Source organism: Microbacterium sp. Y355, assembly GCF_059445345.1.
This window is the reverse complement of the sequence record NZ_JCAIUD010000003.1, coordinates 21,015-37,312: the sequence shown is the minus strand read 5'-3', so window position 1 is coordinate 37,312 and position 16,298 is coordinate 21,015. Positions and strand designations below refer to the sequence as shown.

Below are 16,298 nucleotides of genomic sequence, written 5' to 3'. Positions count from 1 at the left end.
GCTAAGCCTCACAGCGCCGATGGTACTGCAGGGGGGACCCTGTGGGAGAGTAGGACACCGCCGGACTTCTTTTAGACAAAATGGCCACCCAACGCTGGGTGGCCATTTTGCGTTTTACAGGAAGTTGAGAGAATCAGGACCATGCCGAACGAGGATGAGCGTCGACCACGACGCGACGACAGCTCCAATGCCCGACGCGACGACCGTCAGGGCCGTCCTCCGCGCACTGATCGCCCAGCTTCTTCTTCCCGTGACGGCGCCCCGCGCCGCGACGGGGGAGGCCAGAACCGCGATGGCGGTGCGCCGCGTCGTGATGGTGCTGCGCCTCGCCGTGAGGGCGGCTATCAGGGCAACCGCGACGGTGCTGCTCCGCGTCGCGAAGGCGGATACCAGGGCAACCGTGACGGTGGCGCGCCGCGTCGTGACGGTGCTGCGCCTCGCCGTGAGGGCGGCTACCAGGGCAACCGTGATGGTGGCGCTCCGCGCCGCGAAGGCGGATACCAAGGTAACCGTGACGGTGCTGCGCCTCGCCGTGAGGGCAGCTATCAGGGTAACCGTGACGGTGCTGCGCCGCGCCGTGAGGGCGGATACCAGGGCAACCGTGACGGTGGCGCTCCGCGCCGCGAAGGCGGATACCAGGGCAACCGTGACGGTGCTGCGCCGCGCCGCGAAGGCGGATACCAGGGCAACCGTGACGGTGCTGCTCCGCGCCGTGAGGGCGGATACCAGGGCAACCGTGACGGTGCTGCGCCGCGCCGTGAGGGCGGATACCAGGGCAACCGTGACGGTGCTGCTCCGCGCCGTGAGGGCGGATACCAGGGCAACCGTGATGGTGGCGCTCCGCGCCGCGAAGGCGGATACCAAGGCAACCGTGACGGTGCTGCTCCGCGCCGCGACGACCGCAGCGGCGCCGGGCGTGGATTCCCGCAACGTGCTGGTGCCGGACGCGAGCGTCCCGACCGTCAGGCCGATGACCGTCCTCGCTTCAACGACCCGCTGGTGCCCGACGAGGTCACCCCAGATGATCTGCACACTTCGGCACGCAATGAGCTGAAGACGCTGAGCAAAGAGAACGCTGAGCAGGTCGCGCGTCACCTTGCAATGGCCGCGCGCCTAATCGAAGAGGACCCAGCGCTTGCTCATGAGCATGCCTTGGCTGCATCCCGTCGAGCCGGTCGCATCGCGATCGTGCGCGAGTCGCTCGGCATCACTGCCTATGCGACTGGCGATTTTGCCCTGGCGCTTCGTGAGCTGCGTACGTACCGTCGCATCTCCGGCAAGGACGATCAGATCGCGCTCATGGTCGACAGCGAGCGCGGCATCGGCCGCCCCGATCGCGCGCTTGAGACCGGTCGCGCTGCTGATCGTTCAAAGCTTGCCACTCCCGTCCGCGTCGCGCTTGCGATCGCGATGTCCGGCGCTCGTCTTGATCAGGGAGAGACCGAGCTCGCACTCGGCGAGCTTCAGATCCCCGAGCTCAATCCTGACCGCGCCTTCGAATGGAGCCCGGCGCTGTTCGGCGCGCACGCTGCTGTTCTGGAAGACCTCGGACGAGACGATGAGGCGGCTTTCTGGATCGAGCGCGCAGACGTCGCGGCAGATGCTCTCGGCCTGGGTGACGACGACGAGATGATCGTTGAGGACGGCCTGATCGAAGGGGAGTTCCCCGACGATGAGATCGTCGACGCGACGGCGGCGCCTGCCGAGGACGAATCTGTTGACGCGACGGCGGCCCCCGCTGAGGACGATTCCGTTGACGCGACGGCGGCCCCCACCGAAGACGAATCCGTCGAGGCGCCGAAGGCGGATTCCTGAGTGGGTCTCTTCTCAAAATCGCGCCCGACTCCGCTTGATGGTGTCGACGTTGTCCTCGCTGATCTTGATGGGGTCGTCTACGCCGGCCCAGGCGCACTTCCGCACGCCGTTGAAAGCCTGAACCAGGTCGCAGACGGTCGTCGGGTTGGCTACATCACGAACAACGCTTCCCGCACTGACGCCTCGGTTGCTGAGCACCTTACGTCCCTTGGTCTGACGGTCGTGGCGAATGATGTCGTGACCAGCCCTCAGGCTGCGATGCGTTTGCTCGCGTCCATACTCCCTGCGCCGGCAACCCTGCTGATCGTCGGGGGAGAAGGCCTTGTGGTCGAGGCAGAGAAGGCTGGCTACACCGTCACACGCAGTGCCGAGGATGCCCCGGATGCTGTCGTGCAGGGCTTCGCGCCTGAGGTGGCCTGGACCGACCTGGCAGAGGCCGCTTTCGCGCTCCAAATTCCGGAAGAAGAAGGCGGCATCCCCTGGATCGCCACCAACAGCGACTGGACGATTCCGCGTGAGCGCGGTGTCGCGCCAGGCAATGGCACGCTCGTCTCCGCGGTTCACACCGCTGTGGGTCGTCTCGCGACCGTTGCCGGCAAGCCTGAGATCCCCATCTTCGAAGAGGCGATCGCGCGGTTCGGAGCAACCAAGACGCTTTTCATCGGCGACAGGCTCGATACCGACATCTTGGGTGCGGCACGCGTCGGCATCGATTCGGTGCTTGTGTTCACTGGTATTGACCGGCCGAAGCATGTACTCGCGGCTCCTGAGGGATCCCGTCCGACCTTCATCCTGAGCGACCTCCGCGAACTGCATCAGCCCTACCCGCAGACGCAGCGGAAGGATGGCGCGGTCACTGTCAACGGCGCATCCGTTCGGGTCGTTGGTGGAGACGTCGAGATTCTCGCTGAAGGTACGCGCCAGATCGATCTCGTCCGTGCCGGGGCGATCGCGATCTGGGAATCGGGCACTCCGGTGTTCGTGCTCAACGTTCCGGAGAAGCTCTACGAAGATCCGTTCCATCGTCCGTGAGTGCGCCTCGCCGGTCATGTCGGTAGCGACCCGTAAAGTGGAATCGTGAGCGATGACAACACGGCAGCGCCGACCGATGGCCTGTGGAGTCGACTGCGTCTGATCGAGGGGCAGCCGCTGGCTGCGCGCGCGGATGCGTACTCGACGGTCCACGACGAGCTCTTCCGCCGACTCGAGAGCGGCACGAAGCCCGACTCCCGAGAGAAGATCGCGTCGGGAGACCGGTGACTCGCCTCGACGCTGCCCTCGCCTCACGAGGACTGTCACGCTCACGCACGCACGCTGCCACAATGATCGCGGCCGGGCTGGTGAGCGTCGACGGCCGACAGATCATCAAGGCATCGGCGGCCGTCAGCGATGACGCCGTGATCACTGTGGTCGAGACCGACCACTACGTCAGCCGCGGCGCGCACAAACTCGTTGCCGCCCTTGACGGTTTCGACGTGAAAGTCGAGCGTCGACTGGCCCTCGATATGGGCGCGTCCACTGGCGGGTTCACGCAGGTTCTCCGAGAACGTGGCGCTCGCAAGGTGCTGGCGGTCGACGTCGGGCACGATCAACTCGCGGCATCCATCGCGGGTGACCCCGGCGTTGTGAGCGTCGAGGGATTCAACGTGCGCTATATGACGCGCGAGAACCTGGCAGAGACCACCGGCGAGACCGACGCACCTGACCTTGTCGTCGGCGATCTCTCCTTCATCTCGCTCGAGCTGATCCTCCCCGCGGTCGCAGCTGTCGCTGCATCCAACGCTGACGTCGTGTTGCTGGTGAAGCCGCAATTCGAGGTCGGCCGCACCGCTGTCCGCGGCGGACTGGTCACCGACCCCGCCACACGCGCAGATGCGGTTGCCCGAGTGGTGTGGAACGGCTGGGATGCCGGACTCGGCATGCTGGGGATCATCGCATCACCGATTCTCGGCACCCACGGCAACGCAGAATTCCTCGTCCACATGGCGCCCGCTCGAGGCAGCAATCCGACAGAATGGACGGAACGCATCAACGAGCTGGCAGGAGGCCGATGAACGAGCGAAACATCCTGGTCGTCGCCCACGCAGGCCGGGACGATACAGTCGCCGCTGCCCGTCGCGTCATCGATTTGCTGCGTGGCGCCGGTGCCCGCCCGGTGCTCTCTGCTGACGATAGAGCAGAGCTCGCAGCAGTCGATCGCTTCTTTGCTGACGTCGACACGCTGGGTGATGTCGTCACCGTTGATGACCTAGAGCTGGCTATCGTGCTGGGCGGTGACGGAACTATTCTGCGCGCGGCTGAGCTTGTTCGCGGCACGAACAGCGCGCCTGTTCTGGGCATCAACATGGGCCACGTCGGCTTTCTCGCAGAGATCGAACGCGACGCCATGGACGACGCGGTGCATCGCGTGATCGCCCGCGATTACGACGTCGAAGAGCGGCTCGCGCTCGCGGTGCGTGTGAAGGATGCCGAAGGCTCGGTCGTCTTCGAGACGTGGGCACTTAATGAGGCCACCATCGAGAAGGCGAGTCGCGAACGCATGATCGAAGTCGTCGTCGAAATCGACGGCCGACCGCTGTCGACCTTCGGCTGCGATGGCATGGTGATCTCCACTCCCACCGGGTCGACGGCCTACAACTTCTCCGCCGGCGGCCCCATCATCTGGCCGAGCGTTGAAGCCATCTCGGTGATCCCGCTGTCTGCGCACGCACTGTTCGCTCGTCCGCTCGTCGTCAGCCCTGACGCCTCCGTCGCGATCGAGATGCTCGAGCGCACCGACGGATCCGGCATCCTGTGGTGCGACGGCCGTCGCTCTCATGAACTTCCTCCCGGCGCGCGTGTCGTGGTGCGTCGTTCTTCACGTCCGGTTCGCCTCGCAAGGCTCCACCACGCTGCTTTCACCGACCGTCTCGTGCGCAAATTTCAGCTGCCTGTGGCTGGCTGGCGCGGACAGGCCGGGGGAGCGCCGGCGTGATCGAGGAGATGCGGATGCAGGGACTCGGCGTCATCGCAGACGCTGTATTACCCCTCGGCCCCGGATTCACGGCGATCACCGGTGAGACCGGTGCGGGTAAAACCATGGTCGTCACTGGCCTCGGACTTCTGCTCGGCCAGCGTGCCGACTCGGGCGCCGTGCGCGCGGGCGCCTCCCAGGCATCCGCTGCAGGCGTGTGGATCGTGCCCACGGAGGGACGAGTAGCCGACATCGTCACAGATGCCGGCGGAGAATTGGAGCCTCTCGGCAACGGCCGTGGCGAACTGTATGTCTCGCGAACGCTGAACGCCGAGGGTCGCAGCAGAGCCAGCGTCGGTGGACGCGCGGCGCCTGCCGGCGTGTTGGCCGCCCTCGCCGATGAACTCGTCGTCGTGCACGGCCAATCTGAGCAACTGCGCCTGCGCTCCACAGCCGCTCAACGTGAGGCCCTCGACCGCTTCGGCGGCGAACCGATCGCCTCGGCAGTGAGCGCATACTCGGCAGCGTTCACACTCTGGCGCGAGTTGGACACCGCGATCGCCGAGATCACCGAGAATCGCGATCGTCGCGCCGAAGAAGCTGATCGACTCCGTGAAGCACTGACGCTGATCGAAGCGACCGCGCCGGAGCCGGGAGAGGACGCCGTGCTCGCGGAGCGCGCCGAGCGGCTCTCCAATTCAGAAGAGCTGCGGCTCGCGGCATCCCTTGCCCGTAATTCTCTCTCCAGCGAAGAGGGCGAAGCCGACGCATCCGCGCTCGTGGCGGAGGCCAGGCGAAACCTTGAGCGCGTCGCAGATCCGGCTCTCACCGAGATCGCTGAGCAGATCGCTGATGTCGGCTATCGCATCTCGGATCTCGCGCTCCAGCTTTCCGCGTATCTCGCCGATCTCGATGAGACCGGCCCTCACGAACTCGCCGCCGTTGAAGAACGCCGCGCGGCTCTCACCACGCTGATCCGCGCGCACGGATCGTTGGATGAGGCCCTCGATATCTGGCAGACGGGATCCACGCGTTTGGCAGAGCTCGACGACGACGGCGACCGCCTCGAGCGATTGCACGCAGAGCGTGACGCGGCCAGGCAGACGCTCGACGACGCTGCAGGCAGCCTGACGGCGGCTCGTACCGAAGCCGCCACCAGGCTGGGTAGCGCCGTCACCGAAGAGCTGCACGCTCTCGCGATGCCGGATGCCAGGCTCGAAGTCTCCGTACGTGAAGGGGCGGCGAACGCACACGGACGTGACGATGTCGCAATCCTGCTCGCACCGCACCCTGGTGCCGAACCGCGGTCAGTGGCAAAGAGTGCGTCCGGCGGCGAGCTCTCGCGTGTGATGCTCGCAGTCGAAGTCGTGATCGCTGGCACAGACCCGGTTCCGACCTTCGTGTTCGACGAAGTGGATGCCGGAATCGGCGGCGCCGCCGCGATCGAAGTCGGACGACGACTCGCCCGACTTGCCGAGACATCTCAAGTGATTGCTGTGACTCATCTGGCGCAGGTTGCCGCCTTCGCCACGAACCATCTTTCTGTCGTGAAATCCAATGATGGCGCGGTAACTGCGTCAAGCGTCCGGCGTCTGGAGGGCAGCGATCGCGAGGCAGAGATGGCGCGACTGCTGTCGGGACTCACTGATTCGGATGCCGCCCTCACCCATGCCCGAGAACTTCTCAGCCTTAGTGCCTGAGCAAACTGTTAGGATTTAAGCCCGTGATGAACTCTTCTGGCGCGGGGCCTAAAAACGACACAACCAAGCACATCTTTGTGACTGGCGGTGTCGTTTCGTCTTTGGGCAAGGGGCTCACTGCAGCCAGCCTGGGAAACCTTCTCACCGCGCGCGGTCTGCGCGTCGTGATGCAGAAGCTCGACCCGTATCTGAACGTCGATCCAGGCACCATGAATCCGTTCCAGCACGGTGAGGTGTTCGTCACTGACGATGGTGCAGAGACAGACCTCGACATCGGGCACTACGAGCGTTTCCTCGACATCAACCTGTCTGAGGCTGCCAACGTGACCACCGGCCAGATCTATTCGCAGGTCATCGCGAGGGAGCGCCGAGGCGAGTACCTCGGCGACACAGTGCAGGTCATCCCGCACATCACCGATGAGATCAAACGCCGCATGCGTCTGCAGGCCGATGAGACGCCGAAGCCGGATGTCATCATCACTGAGGTCGGCGGCACTGTCGGCGACATCGAATCGCAGCCGTTCCTGGAGGCAGCGCGTCAGCTGCGCCACGAACTCGGCCGTGACAGCGTGTTCTTCGTGCATGTCTCGTTGGTCCCGTTCATGGGGGCCTCCGGCGAGCAGAAGACCAAGCCGACGCAGCACTCCGTCGCAGCTCTTCGCCAGGTCGGCATCCAGCCGGACGCCCTCGTGCTGCGCAGCGACCGCCCCGTCAGCGTGAGCAACCGCAACAAGATCGCGCTGATGTGCGATGTCGAGGTCGAAGCCGTCATCAACACGGTCGATCTGCCCAGCATCTACGACATCCCGTCGACGCTCAACGACCAGGGTCTCGACTCGTACATCGCACGTCGACTCGGGCTCGACTCCAAGGCCGCACCCGAGGTTGACTGGTCGCGGTGGCAGAAGGTTCTGCACGCCGTGCACAACCCGAAGCACGAGGTCACGATCGGTCTCGTCGGCAAGTACATCGACCTGCCGGACGCGTACCTGTCGGTGACCGAGGCTCTCAAGGCCGGCGGCTTCGCGCAGGAGACCAAGGTCAACATCCGCTGGATTCCCTCCGACTCCTGTGAGACGCCAGAAGGTGCCGCGAAGGCGTTGAGCACCGTCGATGGCATCTGCATTCCCGGCGGCTTCGGCATCCGCGGCATCGAGGGCAAGCTCGGCGCGCTGAAGTTCGCTCGCGAACAGGGCATCCCCACCCTCGGCCTGTGCCTTGGGCTGCAGTGCATGGTCATCGAGTACGCCCGCAACATGGCAGACATCGTCGGTGCCTCCTCGACCGAGTTTGACCCGGAGACGGCCGAGCCTGTCATTGCGACCATGGCAGAGCAGGTCGACATCATCGACGGCGGCGACCTGGGCGGCACCATGCGCCTCGGGCTCTACCAGGCAACACTCGCCGAGGGATCTCTGGCCGCCGAGGTATACGGCAGCACCGAGGCCTCCGAGCGTCACCGTCACCGCTACGAGGTCAACAACGCCTATCGTGCGCGTCTGACTGATGCCGGTCTCGTGTTCTCGGGTCTCAACCCCGAGCTCGATCTCGTCGAGTATGTCGAGCTGCCGCGTGATGTGCACCCGTACTACATCGCCACGCAGGCACACCCGGAGTTGCGCTCGCGTCCGACTGCCCCGCATCCGCTGTTCCGTGGTCTGATCGGTGCCGCGATCGAGCGTCACCGCTCGAGCGAGCTGTTCGACGTCTCGGCCGATGACTGACGAACTGCGCGACGAACCACTGAACCCGGAGATCATCTCCAGCGAGGTTGCGTTCAAGGGCGCCGTTTGGGATGTCCGCTCCGACCGGTTTAGCTACGGCGATGCGGAGATCGTTCGGCACTACGTTGATCACACCGGTGCCGTGGCGATCGTCGCGCTCGACGAGGAAGACCGGGTGCTGCTGATCCAGCAGTACCGGCATCCGATTCGCTCTCGCGACTGGGAGCTGCCGGCCGGCCTTCTCGACATCGAAGGGGAAGAGCCGGTGATCGCCGCGCAGCGCGAGTTGGCGGAGGAAACTGACCTCGTCGCGGCCGACTGGCAGCCGCTGCTGTCGACGTATACGACGCCGGGTGGCAGCAACGAGATCGTGCATTTCTTCCTCGCGACGGGGCTGTCCGCAGCGCCGGGAACGCATGCGCGCGAGGATGAGGAAGCAGACATCCGTGTCGAGTGGGTGCCGTTAGCGGATGCCGCCGCCGCAGTGCTCGACGGGCGGATGCGCAACGCATTGCTGGCGAATGGCGTGCTCGCTGCGACGCTCAGGCAAACCGGAGCGTAGCCATGCGGCTGGACCGCGCGATCGACGCGTACATCCGGCATGTCACGATCGAGCGCGGACTTTCTGAGCACACGGTCAGCGCATATCGCCGTGATCTGGACGTGTATCTGTCGTGGCTGACGGATGTCGGAGTCGATGACACCACGGCAGTCAGCGGCGCGATCATTCGTCGCTTCATCTCGGACCGCTCTGCGATCATCCCCGCGCCAGCGGCGACGAGTCTCGCGCGGCTGCAGTCCTCGGTGCGAGGGCTGCACAGGTTTCTCGTGCGGGAGGGGATTGAGCTCGAAGATCCGAGCGGCCGGCTCCGTCCGCCGAAGGCTCCGCAGCGGCTCCCGAAGGCGATCACGATCGACCAGGTGGAGAGGCTTCTTGCTGCGCCGTCCGCTGACGAGCCCCTCGGCATCCGTGACCGGGCACTGCTCGAGCTGCTCTACGCGACCGGTGCGCGTGTCTCGGAGGCTGTCGGCCTGGACGTCGACGACCTCGCGCACGGGGATGTAGTTCGTCTTCGCGGCAAAGGATCCAAGGAGCGCATCGTGCCGGTGGGTTCGTTCGCGCGGGATGCGGTTGATACCTACTTGACGCGGGTGCGACCGGGGCTTGCGGCCAAGGGGAGGGCTTCGGCGAGGCTGTTCCTCGGCGCGCGTGGCGCACCGCTGTCGCGGCAGAGTGCGTGGCTGATCATTCGTTCGGCAGCCGAGCGCGCGCAGATCACTGTTGAGGTGTCGCCGCACACCTTGCGACACTCTTTCGCGACGCATCTATTGCAGGGTGGTGCGGACGTGCGCGTCGTGCAGGAGCTGCTCGGACACGCATCAGTGGCGACGACCCAGATCTACACACACGTGTCGGTAGATACCCTGCGCGACATCTACGCGACTTCACACCCCCGAGCCCGGTAGGGCCCTCATCCTCGCCTCCCTCGCCTCGTTGCGCGTGGGCGCTTGTGGCTCATTTTCCGCGAGAAGCCGAGCCACAACTACCCACTCGCCAGATGGGGGAAAGGGGGGAACTCGGGGCGGCAACGAGGACAACGGGCACCGGGTCGCTAGAATTGAGCAATTACGAGGGAAGCAGGAGATTCGGTGGGTCAGAACGTGGCGAAGTCCAAGGGTAAGACGTCTAACGACGGCGATACCCCGATGGGACCCACTGGGCGCCCCTACCACGGCTTCGATACCCCCGCGCCGCTGAAATCGCACGGCCCCGCGCGTATCATCGCGCTGTGCAACCAGAAGGGCGGCGTCGGTAAGACTACGACGACGATCAACCTCGCAGCAGCCCTGGCTGAGTACGGGCGCAAGGTGCTCGCTGTCGACTTCGACCCGCAGGGTGCACTCTCCGCCGGGCTCGGTATCGCCACGCACGATGTGCCGACGATCTACGACCTGCTGCTGGACACCAAGCGTGACGCGCATGACGTGATTCTCCATTCGGCGACGCCAGGGCTCGATGTCCTTCCCGCGAACATCGACCTGTCAGCCGCCGAGGTGCACCTGGTCAACGAGGTCGCTCGTGAAACCATCCTCGCCCGCGTGCTGCGTCAGGTCGCCGGAGAGTACGACGTCATCCTGATCGACTGCCAGCCCTCTCTCGGGCTGCTGACCGTGAACGCGCTGACGGCGAGCCACGGCGTACTCATCCCGCTGGAGTGCGAGTTCTTCGCCCTGCGTGGCGTGGCACTCCTCATCGAGACGATCGAGAAGGTGCGCGACCGACTGAACCCCGGGATCACCCTCGACGGGCTTCTCGCCACCATGTACGACGCCCGCACGCTGCACTCCCGCGAAGTGCTGGAACGGGTCGTGGAGACATTCGGGGATGACGTGTTGGAAACGGTGATCGGACGAACTGTGAAGTTCCCCGATGCGTCGGTGTCGGGTGTTCCGATCACCGAGTTCGCGCCGGAGCATGCCGCCGCCCAGGCGTATCTGCGACTGGCGCGGGAGCTGGTCGCCCGTGGTGCCGTCGCATAGCTCTGAGTCAACTGAGCCATCTGAGCCTTCTGACCTGGTCGAAGGGTTCCGCGTTTCGCTGTCGAACTTCGACGGGCCATTCGATCTGCTGCTGAACCTCATCTCCAAGCACGAGATGGACATCACCGAGGTGTCGCTGAGCGCAGTCACGAACGAGTTCATCGCGTATCTGCCGGAGCTGGATTCGGACGAAGAGCTGGATCAAGCATCCGAGTTCCTTGTCGTCGCTGTCACCCTGCTCGACATGAAGGTGGCAGGTCTCCTTCCTCAGGGCGAGCTCGTCGACGCGGAAGCGGTCGCCCTGCTCGAAGCACGCGATCTGCTGTTCGCCCGGCTGCTGCAGTACCGCGCTTTCAAAGAGGTCTCGACGTGGTTCTCGCGTTGCCTACAGCGCGAAGACCGCCGTCACGTCCGTGCCGTGCGCCTGGATGAGAAGCACCGCAAACAGGCACCAGAGCTGGTCTGGACGCTCAATGTCGATGATTTCGCAGCGCTGGCGATGCTCGCGTTCGCGCCCAAGGAACTCCCCAGCGTCGGCCTCGATCACCTGCATGCGCCACTGGTCAGCATCCGGGAGCAGGCTGCGATCGTGGTGACGCTGCTGCGGGGCACTGAGTCACTCACCTTCCGCGAACTCGTTGCCGGCGCCAACGAGCCCGGCATCGTCGTCGCGCGATTCATCTCGGTGCTTGAGCTTTATCGTCACTCAGCACTCTCCTTCGAACAACTGGAACCGCTCGGCGAGCTGACGCTTCGTTGGGCAGCCGACTCCTGGTCGGACGAGACACTCGCGAGCCTGGGGGCCGACTATGACCGATGACTCTCTCCCGCTGACCGAGAAGCTCGAGGCGATTCTGCTGATCATCGACGAACCGCTCGGCCTCATCGCTCTCGCTGCGGCCGTCGGTGCTCCAGTGCCTGCTGTACGGCAGACGATCGAGACGCTTGTGAATGATTACGACGGCAACGGCAAGGGGCCGCGTCGGGGTTTCGAACTGCGGGAGGTCGGTGGCGGCTGGCGGCTGTACGTCCGTGATGACCACGACGCCCTCGTCGCCGATTTCGTCGGCGGGCAGGCGCCGGCGCGGCTGTCGCAGGCTGCACTCGAGACCCTTGCCGTGATCGCCTACAAGCAGCCGGTCACACGCAGCCAAGTGGCATCCATCCGCGCGGTGAATGTCGACTCGGTGGTACGGACACTGCTGGCACGAGGCCTGATCACTGAACTTTTCGCCGACTCAGAAACCGGCGCGATCAACTACGGTACGACCGATGCACTGCTGCAGAATCTCGGCATCAACTCGCTTGACGAGTTGCCGCCGATTTCACCGCTGCTTGCTGACGGTGCCGACGGATTTGAAGAAGGAAGCATCCGATGAATGACACTCAGTTCCCCACACCCACCCCAGACAGCGGCGATGCGCCGGAAGGCGTGCGCCTGCAGAAAGTGCTTGCCGCGGCTGGCGTGGCATCTCGGCGAGTGGTCGAGCAGTACATCGTCGAGGGGCGCATCCGCGTCAACGGCAAGGTCGTCGAGGAACTCGGCCGCCGCATCGACCCAGAGACCGACCTGGTCGACGTCGATGGCACCGCGATCCAGCTGGACGTCTCGAAGCGCTACGTCATGCTGAACAAGCCCACCGGCGTCGTCAGCACGATGAGCGATGAGAACGGCCGGCCTGACCTCCGCCAGTTCACGGACGACTGGGAAGAGCGGCTGTACAACGTCGGTCGTCTGGATGCCGAGACGAGCGGCCTGCTCATTCTGACGAACGATGGCGATCTCGCGCATGTGCTGGCGCATCCCTCATTCGGTGTCACCAAGGTCTACATCGCAAAGGTCGAGGGCGTGGTCACCGCGCAGGTCATCGCGCAGCTCACCAAGGGAATCGAGCTCGACGACGGCCCGATCAAGGCCGACAAGGCGCGCCTGCTGGACTCGTCGAAAGGCGCAGTGAGCGGCCGCGGAGCGTCGAGCCTGGTAGAGCTCACGCTGCACTCCGGCCGCAACCGCATCGTTCGAAGGATGCTCGCCGCAGTCGGGCACCCGGTCACCGAGCTCGTCCGCCGACAGTTCGGCCCGCTCCACCTGGGAACTCTCCCTGCGGGGAAGACCCGGGAACTGACTAAAATCGAACGTGGTGCGCTTTTGACTCTCTCGCGCCATGATTCCCCCGCGGACGCCACGCCGGGAGACGCCCAGGAGAACCAGTGAGCGAAACCGCCAGAACGAATGGCAGCGGCAATGCGCCGCGGCTTTCGGGGACGGTTCGCATAGTTGGCGCCGGCCTTCTGGGCGCGAGCATTGGCCACGCTTTGACGGCCAAGGGCATCGACGTGGTTCTCTCCGACACGTCGCCTGCGCAGCTGCGTCTCGCGATCGACTATGGCGCCGGCCGTGCCGCGCGCGAGGATGACGCGCCTGCGCTGATCGTCGTATCCGTACCGCCGGATGTCACTGCCGCTGTGATCGAAGCCGAGCTCACCCAATACCCGGATGCCGTTGTCACCGATGTCGCGAGCGTGAAGCTCGAGCCGTTCCGTGCGCTCAAAGACCGCGGCGTCGACATCACCCGTTACATCGGTTCGCACCCGCTCGCCGGTCGCGAACGCGGCGGAGCGATCTCCGCACGCGCAGACCTGTTCGTCGGTCGCCCGTGGGTCGTCTGCCGTGACGAGGAGACTCGCACCGCTGATCTTGCTCTGGTGGAGGCATTGGCGCTTGACGTCGGCGCTATGCCGCTGGAGATGACGCCCGAAGAACACGACCGCTCGGTCGCGCTCACCTCGCACGTGCCGCAGGTCGTTGCGAGTCTGCTGGCGGCGCGTCTTGCGACGGCCGACGAAGACACCCTCCGCCTCGCGGGCCAGGGTGTGCGCGACACCACGCGGATCGCAGCATCCGCTCCGGAACTCTGGGTTCAGATTCTCAGCGCCAATGCGCGCCCAGTGGTTGAAGTGCTCGACGCCCTCGCGGCAGACCTGCGCACCGTATCGGATGCGCTCCGTGAGCCGGAAGCGCCGGGCGCCAGGCGTGCCGTCGCGGAGACGATTCGCCAGGGCAACGACGGCGTCGAACGGCTGCCGGGCAAGCACGGGCAGAACCGAAAGTTTGATCAGCTGGTCGTCATGATCGATGACACTGCCGGCCAGCTCGGCCGCCTGTTCGGCGAGCTGGGCGAGCTGGGTGTGAACGTGGAAGATCTGCGCCTTGAGCATTCGCCAGGCGCGCAGTTCGGCCTCGCGGAGATCAGCGTGGTACCGGCGGCGCTGCTCGGCGCGATCGAGGGACTACAGGAGCGCGGATGGCGGATTGCGGGGGCGACCAATGATTGATGCAGCCCAGACTGATGCAGCGAAGTTCATCGCGATCGATGGCCCGGCTGGCTCTGGCAAGTCCAGCGTTTCCAAGGCTGTGGCGCGCTCGCGCGGCTACGGCTACCTCGACACCGGCGCTGCCTACCGAGCGCTCGCCTGGCACGTGCTCGATCGCGGTGCCGGGACAGACGATGCCGAGGCGGTTCTCGCCGCGGCATCCGAATTCGATCTTCGTTTGGGTCTCGACCCAGACGACCGCACCGTCGCCGTCGGCGACAGCGACATCACCGAGGCGATCCGCGACCCGCGCGTCTCCGGCGCTGTCAGCGGCGTCGCGCGGGTTCCTGCCGTACGTGAACAGGTGAACATCTTCTTCCGCTCGCTGGTGGCGGCCTCGCCGTACCCCGCGGTCGTCGTTGAAGGACGCGATATCACCACGGTGGTCGCCCCAGACGCGCCGGTGCGGATTCTACTCACAGCTGCCCCTGAGGTGCGGGCTGCCAGACGAGCTGGCGAACTCGCCAGCGAGAATGCCGCTGCTGTGGCAGAAGCGCTGCACAAGCGTGACGCCTCGGACAGTGCTGTCGTCGACTTCCTGAACGCCGCGGAAGGCGTTGAGGTCGTTGACTCGACGGACCTCGATTTCCCACAAACCATCGACGCCGTACTCTCGGTGATCGAACGAAAGCAAGGAGCGGAAAATGCCCGCTGACGAAGAATACGAGGGCGGTCCCGACCGCCTCGCCGAGAAGATGGCAGAGCTCGACGAGCAACTCGCCGAACAGCGCGCGGAGGCCCTGCGTGCTGGTCTCGCCGACTACGACCTGGACGACGAGGATGCCATACTTCTGGCTGGCATCACGCAGGGAGAGGGTGGGATCGAATTCCTGCCTGCGCTCCCTGTCGTCGCTATCGTCGGCCGCCCGAACGTGGGCAAGTCTGCGCTGGTGAACCGCATCCTCGGCCGTCGTGAGGCCGTCGTGGAGGACACCCCGGGTGTGACCCGCGACCGCGTGACGTACAAGGCGGAGTGGAACGATCGCCGGTTCTCGCTCGTAGACACCGGCGGGTGGGAACCAGACGCGAAGGGCATCGACCTCTCGGTCGCTGCGCAGGCAGAGGTCGCGATCGACCTGTGCGACATCGTGCTGTTCGTCGTAGACGCGATGGTGGGGGCAACCTCCACCGACGAGCACGTCGTCAAGCTGCTTCGCAAGAGCGGCAAGCCGGTGTTCCTCGTAGCCAACAAGATTGACGACGCCCGCCAGGAACCGGAGATCGCGACTCTCTGGAGCCTCGGACTCGGCCAGCCGTACCCGACCTCGGCCGTTCACGGCCGTGGCGTTGCCGACCTGCTTGACGCCGTGCTCGAGAAGCTGCCCACCATTTCGGCCGTCGCGAAGTACGAGATCGGCGGCCCACGTCGCGTCGCGATCCTCGGACGTCCGAACGTCGGTAAGTCCTCGCTGCTGAACAAGGCGGCCGGTGAAGAGCGCGTCGTCGTCAACGAGCTCGCCGGCACTACCCGTGACCCGGTGGATGAGGTCGTTGAGCTCGGCGGCAAGCTGTGGCGTCTCGTCGACACCGCCGGCATCCGCCGCCGCGTGCACCTGCAGCAGGGCGCGGACTTCTACGCCTCGCTGCGCACCTCCGCTGCGCTGGAGAAAGCAGAAGTTGCCGTCGTCGTGCTCGACGTCTCTGAGACGATCAGCGAGCAGGACATTCGCATCATCGACCTCGTCCTCGAATCTGGACGCGCGCTCGTTCTGGCGTTCAACAAGTGGGATCGCCTGACCGACGATGACATGGAGAACGAGGATCGTCGCCGTTACCTCGAACGTGAGATCGAGCAGGACCTCGCCCACGTCACCTGGGCTCCGCGGGTAAACATCTCGGCCAAGACCGGTCGTCATTTCGACAAGCTGGTTCCGGCGCTGGAAACGGCGCTGGAGAACTGGGATCGCCGTATCCCGACCGGCAAGTTCAACGCGTTCCTGGCTGAGCTGATTGCTGAGCACCCGCACCCGCTGCGCGGAGGCAAGCAGCCGCGCATCCTGTTCGGTACACAGGCATCGACGCGTCCGCCGACATTCGTGCTGTTCACGACTGGCTTCCTGGACCCCGGCTACCGCCGGTTCATCCAGCGCCGTCTGCGCGAGGTATACGAGTTCGAAGGCACGCCGCTCGTCATCAACATGCGTGTGCGGGAGAAGCGTCAGCACTAGTGGCTGACGGTTGCCTAACGGC

The 16,298-nt window shown here is 65.2% G+C and carries 16 protein-coding genes and 1 rRNA gene; all 17 read left to right on the top strand.

Annotated elements, in window-relative coordinates; all coding sequences use genetic code 11:
* Positions 1-66, top strand: a 5S ribosomal RNA gene (gene rrf / locus AC1C2O_RS19315); the annotation flags it as partial.
* 75 nt (positions 67-141) lie between these two features.
* Positions 142-1,815: a primosomal protein gene (locus AC1C2O_RS19310; protein ID WP_495432222.1), complete on the top strand. Its 1,674-nt coding sequence runs from the start codon at positions 142-144 to the stop codon at positions 1,813-1,815.
* Positions 1,816-2,847, top strand: a complete 1,032-nt coding sequence (locus AC1C2O_RS19305) for an HAD-IIA family hydrolase (protein ID WP_495432221.1) — start codon at positions 1,816-1,818, stop codon at positions 2,845-2,847.
* Between the two features lie 45 nt (positions 2,848-2,892).
* Positions 2,893-3,075, top strand: a complete 183-nt coding sequence (locus tag AC1C2O_RS19300; protein WP_495432220.1) for a hypothetical protein — start codon at positions 2,893-2,895, stop codon at positions 3,073-3,075.
* Positions 3,072-3,869 carry a TlyA family RNA methyltransferase gene (locus AC1C2O_RS19295; RefSeq protein ID WP_495432218.1) on the top strand — a complete coding sequence of 266 codons (798 nt, stop codon included), beginning with the start codon at positions 3,072-3,074 and terminating at the stop codon, positions 3,867-3,869. Before AC1C2O_RS19300 ends, AC1C2O_RS19295 begins: the two co-directional genes overlap by 4 nt.
* Entirely contained in the window at positions 3,866-4,789 is a 924-nt protein-coding gene (locus AC1C2O_RS19290; protein ID WP_495432217.1) for an NAD kinase, read from the top strand. The genes AC1C2O_RS19295 and AC1C2O_RS19290 overlap by 4 nt, the downstream gene beginning before the upstream one ends.
* Positions 4,786-6,468, top strand: coding sequence for a DNA repair protein RecN (gene recN / locus AC1C2O_RS19285; protein WP_495432216.1), 1,683 nt, complete (start codon positions 4,786-4,788; stop codon positions 6,466-6,468). Before AC1C2O_RS19290 ends, recN begins: the two co-directional genes overlap by 4 nt.
* A 26-nt stretch (positions 6,469-6,494) precedes the next feature.
* Positions 6,495-8,192, top strand: coding sequence for a CTP synthase (gene pyrG, locus AC1C2O_RS19280; protein WP_495432226.1), 1,698 nt, complete (start codon positions 6,495-6,497; stop codon positions 8,190-8,192).
* Complete coding sequence (locus tag AC1C2O_RS19275; RefSeq protein ID WP_495432215.1) at positions 8,185-8,754, top strand: NUDIX domain-containing protein; 570 nt, start codon at positions 8,185-8,187, stop codon at positions 8,752-8,754. The genes pyrG and AC1C2O_RS19275 overlap by 8 nt, the downstream gene beginning before the upstream one ends.
* A 2-nt stretch (positions 8,755-8,756) precedes the next feature.
* Positions 8,757-9,659 carry a site-specific tyrosine recombinase XerD gene (xerD, locus tag AC1C2O_RS19270; protein ID WP_495432214.1) on the top strand — a complete coding sequence of 301 codons (903 nt, stop codon included), beginning with the start codon at positions 8,757-8,759 and terminating at the stop codon, positions 9,657-9,659.
* A 240-nt stretch (positions 9,660-9,899) separates the two neighbouring features.
* Complete coding sequence (locus AC1C2O_RS19265) at positions 9,900-10,733, top strand: ParA family protein (protein WP_495432225.1); 834 nt, start codon at positions 9,900-9,902, stop codon at positions 10,731-10,733.
* Positions 10,720-11,553: a segregation and condensation protein A gene (locus AC1C2O_RS19260; protein WP_495432223.1), complete on the top strand. Its 834-nt coding sequence runs from the start codon at positions 10,720-10,722 to the stop codon at positions 11,551-11,553. Before AC1C2O_RS19265 ends, AC1C2O_RS19260 begins: the two co-directional genes overlap by 14 nt.
* Complete coding sequence (gene scpB / locus AC1C2O_RS19255; RefSeq protein WP_495432213.1) at positions 11,543-12,112, top strand: SMC-Scp complex subunit ScpB; 570 nt, start codon at positions 11,543-11,545, stop codon at positions 12,110-12,112. The genes AC1C2O_RS19260 and scpB overlap by 11 nt, the downstream gene beginning before the upstream one ends.
* Positions 12,109-12,948 carry a pseudouridine synthase gene (locus AC1C2O_RS19250; protein ID WP_495432212.1) on the top strand — a complete coding sequence of 280 codons (840 nt, stop codon included), beginning with the start codon at positions 12,109-12,111 and terminating at the stop codon, positions 12,946-12,948. Before scpB ends, AC1C2O_RS19250 begins: the two co-directional genes overlap by 4 nt.
* Positions 12,945-14,069 carry a prephenate dehydrogenase gene (locus AC1C2O_RS19245; protein ID WP_495432210.1) on the top strand — a complete coding sequence of 375 codons (1,125 nt, stop codon included), beginning with the start codon at positions 12,945-12,947 and terminating at the stop codon, positions 14,067-14,069. Before AC1C2O_RS19250 ends, AC1C2O_RS19245 begins: the two co-directional genes overlap by 4 nt.
* Positions 14,062-14,763, top strand: coding sequence for a (d)CMP kinase (gene cmk / locus AC1C2O_RS19240; RefSeq protein WP_495432209.1), 702 nt, complete (start codon positions 14,062-14,064; stop codon positions 14,761-14,763). Before AC1C2O_RS19245 ends, cmk begins: the two co-directional genes overlap by 8 nt.
* Positions 14,753-16,276, top strand: a complete 1,524-nt coding sequence (gene der / locus AC1C2O_RS19235) for a ribosome biogenesis GTPase Der (RefSeq protein WP_495432208.1) — start codon at positions 14,753-14,755, stop codon at positions 16,274-16,276. Before cmk ends, der begins: the two co-directional genes overlap by 11 nt.
* Positions 16,277-16,298 lie beyond the last annotated feature (22 nt).

Coding starts and splice junctions, on each gene's coding strand:
- pyrG (WP_495432226.1), top strand. CDS start 6,495: ATGAACTCTTCTGGCGCGGGGCCTAAAAACGACACAACCAAGCACATC.
- AC1C2O_RS19275 (WP_495432215.1), top strand. CDS start 8,185: ATGACTGACGAACTGCGCGACGAACCACTGAACCCGGAGATCATCTCC.
- cmk (WP_495432209.1), top strand. CDS start 14,062: ATGATTGATGCAGCCCAGACTGATGCAGCGAAGTTCATCGCGATCGAT.
- der (WP_495432208.1), top strand. CDS start 14,753: ATGCCCGCTGACGAAGAATACGAGGGCGGTCCCGACCGCCTCGCCGAG.
- AC1C2O_RS19265 (WP_495432225.1), top strand. CDS start 9,900: ATGGGACCCACTGGGCGCCCCTACCACGGCTTCGATACCCCCGCGCCG.
- scpB (WP_495432213.1), top strand. CDS start 11,543: ATGACCGATGACTCTCTCCCGCTGACCGAGAAGCTCGAGGCGATTCTG.
- xerD (WP_495432214.1), top strand. CDS start 8,757: ATGCGGCTGGACCGCGCGATCGACGCGTACATCCGGCATGTCACGATC.
- AC1C2O_RS19290 (WP_495432217.1), top strand. CDS start 3,866: ATGAACGAGCGAAACATCCTGGTCGTCGCCCACGCAGGCCGGGACGAT.
- AC1C2O_RS19250 (WP_495432212.1), top strand. CDS start 12,109: ATGAATGACACTCAGTTCCCCACACCCACCCCAGACAGCGGCGATGCG.
- AC1C2O_RS19310 (WP_495432222.1), top strand. CDS start 142: ATGCCGAACGAGGATGAGCGTCGACCACGACGCGACGACAGCTCCAAT.